The following is a 3164-nucleotide window of genomic DNA, read 5'->3' as shown; positions in this document are numbered from 1 at the left end:
GCGTGTCTGAAGTGTTCCGTTCAACAGAACAATCTCAAGAAGAGGTTAAAAAGGCGAATACCGGCACTCAAGAAAGTAGAGGGCAGGTAGCCAGCAGTTTAGTGCTGGTCGAGGAGCTGCTTCGCTCCATCAATACCGCCGTGGATATTACCCATAAGTTAGATGAGTTTAGTAACAACATTGGCAGCATTCTTGATGTGATTCGTGGCATTGCTGAGCAAACTAACTTGCTCGCATTAAATGCGGCGATAGAAGCGGCGAGAGCAGGTGAGCATGGACGCGGCTTTGCTGTCGTTGCCGATGAAGTCAGAACTCTCGCCACAAGAACCCAGCAATCCACCGTTGAAATCCAGAAGATGATAGAAAGTCTGCAAGAAAGCTCTCAACAAGTAGTCGAAGTGATGAATGAGAGCCAGGACAAAACCAAAGAATGTGTTGAACAGAGTCGAATTACCGATGAAACCTTGAAGTCGGTGGCAGAGCGTATGGAATCCATCAATGATATGAGCATGCAAGTGGCTCATGCATCTGAAGAGCAAATAGTGGTCAGTCGCGATATTGCAAAAACCATCAACGAAATATCGGAAGTGGCGATTGAGACCGAAACAGAAGCGAGAGGCGCATCGTCTGTAAGTGACGTGTTAGCGCAGCTAGCGCAGCAGCAGCGGACACTGGTTAACAAGTTTAAGTTGTAGCCGTGTGGACGTATAAAAATAAAAAGGAAGGGAGTGTTATGAAATATTTTGGCAAGCTATGTCTGTTATTTGCGGTTTGTTTTTCCGCAGTTGTACAAAGTGGAACACTGGTTATCGAGAGTTGGCGTGAAGATGGGGAGATTTGGAACAACAAAATTATTCCCGCCTTTAATGCCGTCCATCCCAATATTAAAGTCGAATACAAGCATACTGTAGCGACCGAGTATAACGATCAATTAAACGGAAGGCTTGCAGGGGGGAATGCTGGCGATATTATTACGTGTCGTCCGTTTGATGATTCACTTAAGTTATTTAATGATGGCCATCTGGTGGATTTAACCGATGTTGACGGCATGGAAAACTTCCCTTCTTTTGCACAGTCTGCATGGCAAACTGATGATGGAGCCGTGACTTTTTGTTTACCGTTGGCGTCTGTTATTCACGGTTTTTTTTACAACAAAACCATCTTCTCTGAGTTAGGCCTTAAAGAACCTCAAACCGTGGAAGAATTTTTCATGGGCTTAGATAAAGTCAAAGCCAGTGGTAAGTATGTTCCGATTGCCATGGGGACAAAAGACAAATGGGAAGCGGCAACAATGGGCTTTCAAAATGTTGGGCCTAACTACTGGAATGGTGAAGATGGCCGTTTTGCTTTGATTTCTGGCGAAGGGAAATTGAATGACCCTGAATATCAAGCCGTGTTTGAGCAGTTAGGCCGCTGGGGTACTTACATGGGGGATGGATATCAAGATCGTGGTTATACCGATGCGATAGAGATGTTTGCCTCTGGTAAAGCGGCCGTTTATCCAGCCGGTTCATGGGATATTTCTGCTTTTAACAGCAAAATCGATTTAGGGGTGTTTAGACCACCGGTTAAGAACTCAGGCGATGATTGCTTTATCAGTGACCATACTGATATCGGTATTGGGATTAACGCCAACAGTAAAAACTTAGCGGAAGCACAAACTTTTATAGACTGGATGTCCAGCGAAGAATTCGCCGGCCTCTTTACCAACGCTTTACCTGGCTTCTTCTCACTATCGAATCACTTTATTGACGTTGCTGATCCAACAGCGAAAACTATGATCGCTTGGCGTGACACCTGTGACTCGACGATTCGGAACTCTTACCAAATCTTAAACCGTGGCGAACCGAGTTTAGAGTTGGAAATTTGGGAAACCAGTGTTGGCGTGATTAATGGTTCAATGATGGCTACTGATGCCGCTAACCGTTTACAACAAGGGCTGCAAGGTTGGTATAAACCTTAGTGAGTGTGAGTGTGAGTGTGAAAACGTTAGCTCTAAATACATAGAAAGAACGCTCTAAACGTTTGGAAAGCGATCATGATGATCGCTTTTTTTTGCACATTATTTGGGTAGAGACTCTCTTTTTAACCATTGGAACGATAAGCACTGACATTGTGATGAATGGGTTTGATTAAGTTAGGCGGTGGCTTTGTGTTAACGAACGTTCAAAGGGGTATCTGGATATTCTCCATTTGAATAGGCACTAGAGTCATCAACATTAAGTTAATCAAACAACGTATGGAGTTGTGCTATGAATTATTGGATAAAATCGGCAGCAGTTGTGATTGCTGCTTCGTCTTCGTTAGTGAATGCCCAAAGTGGCCATGATACATCGGATGATTCCGTCATGGATGGTGTCATTATTGAGCAGCGTGCAGTGCTTTCAAAGAACACTCAAGGGAAAGGGTTTGGCCCGCAGTCTCCACGCGACCTTGACCAGAAAGAAGGAAGGAATCAACGAACATTTTCTGCTGCTCCTCCTGCTACTGAAATGAACCTATGTAATATCCATTTTCACAAAAATGCAGAACACAAAGGGGGAGAATTTACTCAATACTCCGGAAATGGCGATGGTCACGGCTACCAAAGCGGTTATCGATATTCAGGTACGCTGACATCATCAGAGCGAAAGTCTTTTGAGGGTGAGGTTTGCCCAAGTGAGCCTACTGGGCATAGTGAGCATAGCCAGCCTAGTGGGTTAAGTGTTGGCGATACAATCGAAGCTCATTATGTGTATTCAACATCTCAGGTGCAACCGGGAGCAACCTTAGGGGCGTGTTTCAATGATGCGATTGGTAACCCGCAGCTTCGTGTTGAAACCCAAGTCTATGTGTTGGTCAACGATAACAACGCTGGCGATTTTATTGAATTGGCGAGTGTCCAAGAACAAAATGGCAAGTATCAATCGGTGAATATTCCGAGCGATACCGGAACACCTATTCAGTACACTGGTTCGACAACTGGGCCTACTTTTAATGAAAAAGGGTCTCCATTTCAAGTCACGTGGAGTGTACGTCCTAGAGTAGCCAAAGTAGATATTAGTAGCGTAGGTCGTTGGTGTGAAAACAATGTCTTTGATGAAAATCATGCTCACGGGGTACGAAATCTAGTCGTGAATCCTGATCTGTTGTCTCCCATGAACTAGGGCGTGTTGATCTTTCGA

Annotated in this window: 3 protein-coding genes; all 3 read left to right on the top strand. The window is 44.6% G+C overall.

Annotation, left to right across the window (positions count from 1 at the left end):
• On the top strand, positions 1-695 hold a 695-nt coding region (locus ACP45E_RS00080; protein ID WP_241824221.1), incomplete at its 5' end, for a methyl-accepting chemotaxis protein.
• 38 nt (positions 696-733) lie between these two features.
• Complete coding sequence (locus tag ACP45E_RS00075; protein WP_017036190.1) at positions 734-1963, top strand: ABC transporter substrate-binding protein; 1230 nt, start codon at positions 734-736, stop codon at positions 1961-1963.
• A gap of 301 nt (positions 1964-2264) precedes the next feature.
• Positions 2265-3146: a delta-class carbonic anhydrase gene (locus ACP45E_RS00070; protein ID WP_026026731.1), complete on the top strand. Its 882-nt coding sequence runs from the start codon at positions 2265-2267 to the stop codon at positions 3144-3146.
• Positions 3147-3164 lie beyond the last annotated feature (18 nt).

The organism is Vibrio genomosp. F10 str. 9ZD137 (assembly GCF_049974785.1).
Taxonomy (GTDB): Bacteria; Pseudomonadota; Gammaproteobacteria; order Enterobacterales; family Vibrionaceae; genus Vibrio.
The sequence above is the reverse complement of the archived record's forward strand: the minus strand, read 5'-3'. Positions and strand labels throughout refer to the sequence as shown.

Coding starts and splice junctions, on each gene's coding strand:
- ACP45E_RS00075 (WP_017036190.1), top strand. CDS start 734: ATGAAATATTTTGGCAAGCTATGTCTGTTATTTGCGGTTTGTTTTTCC.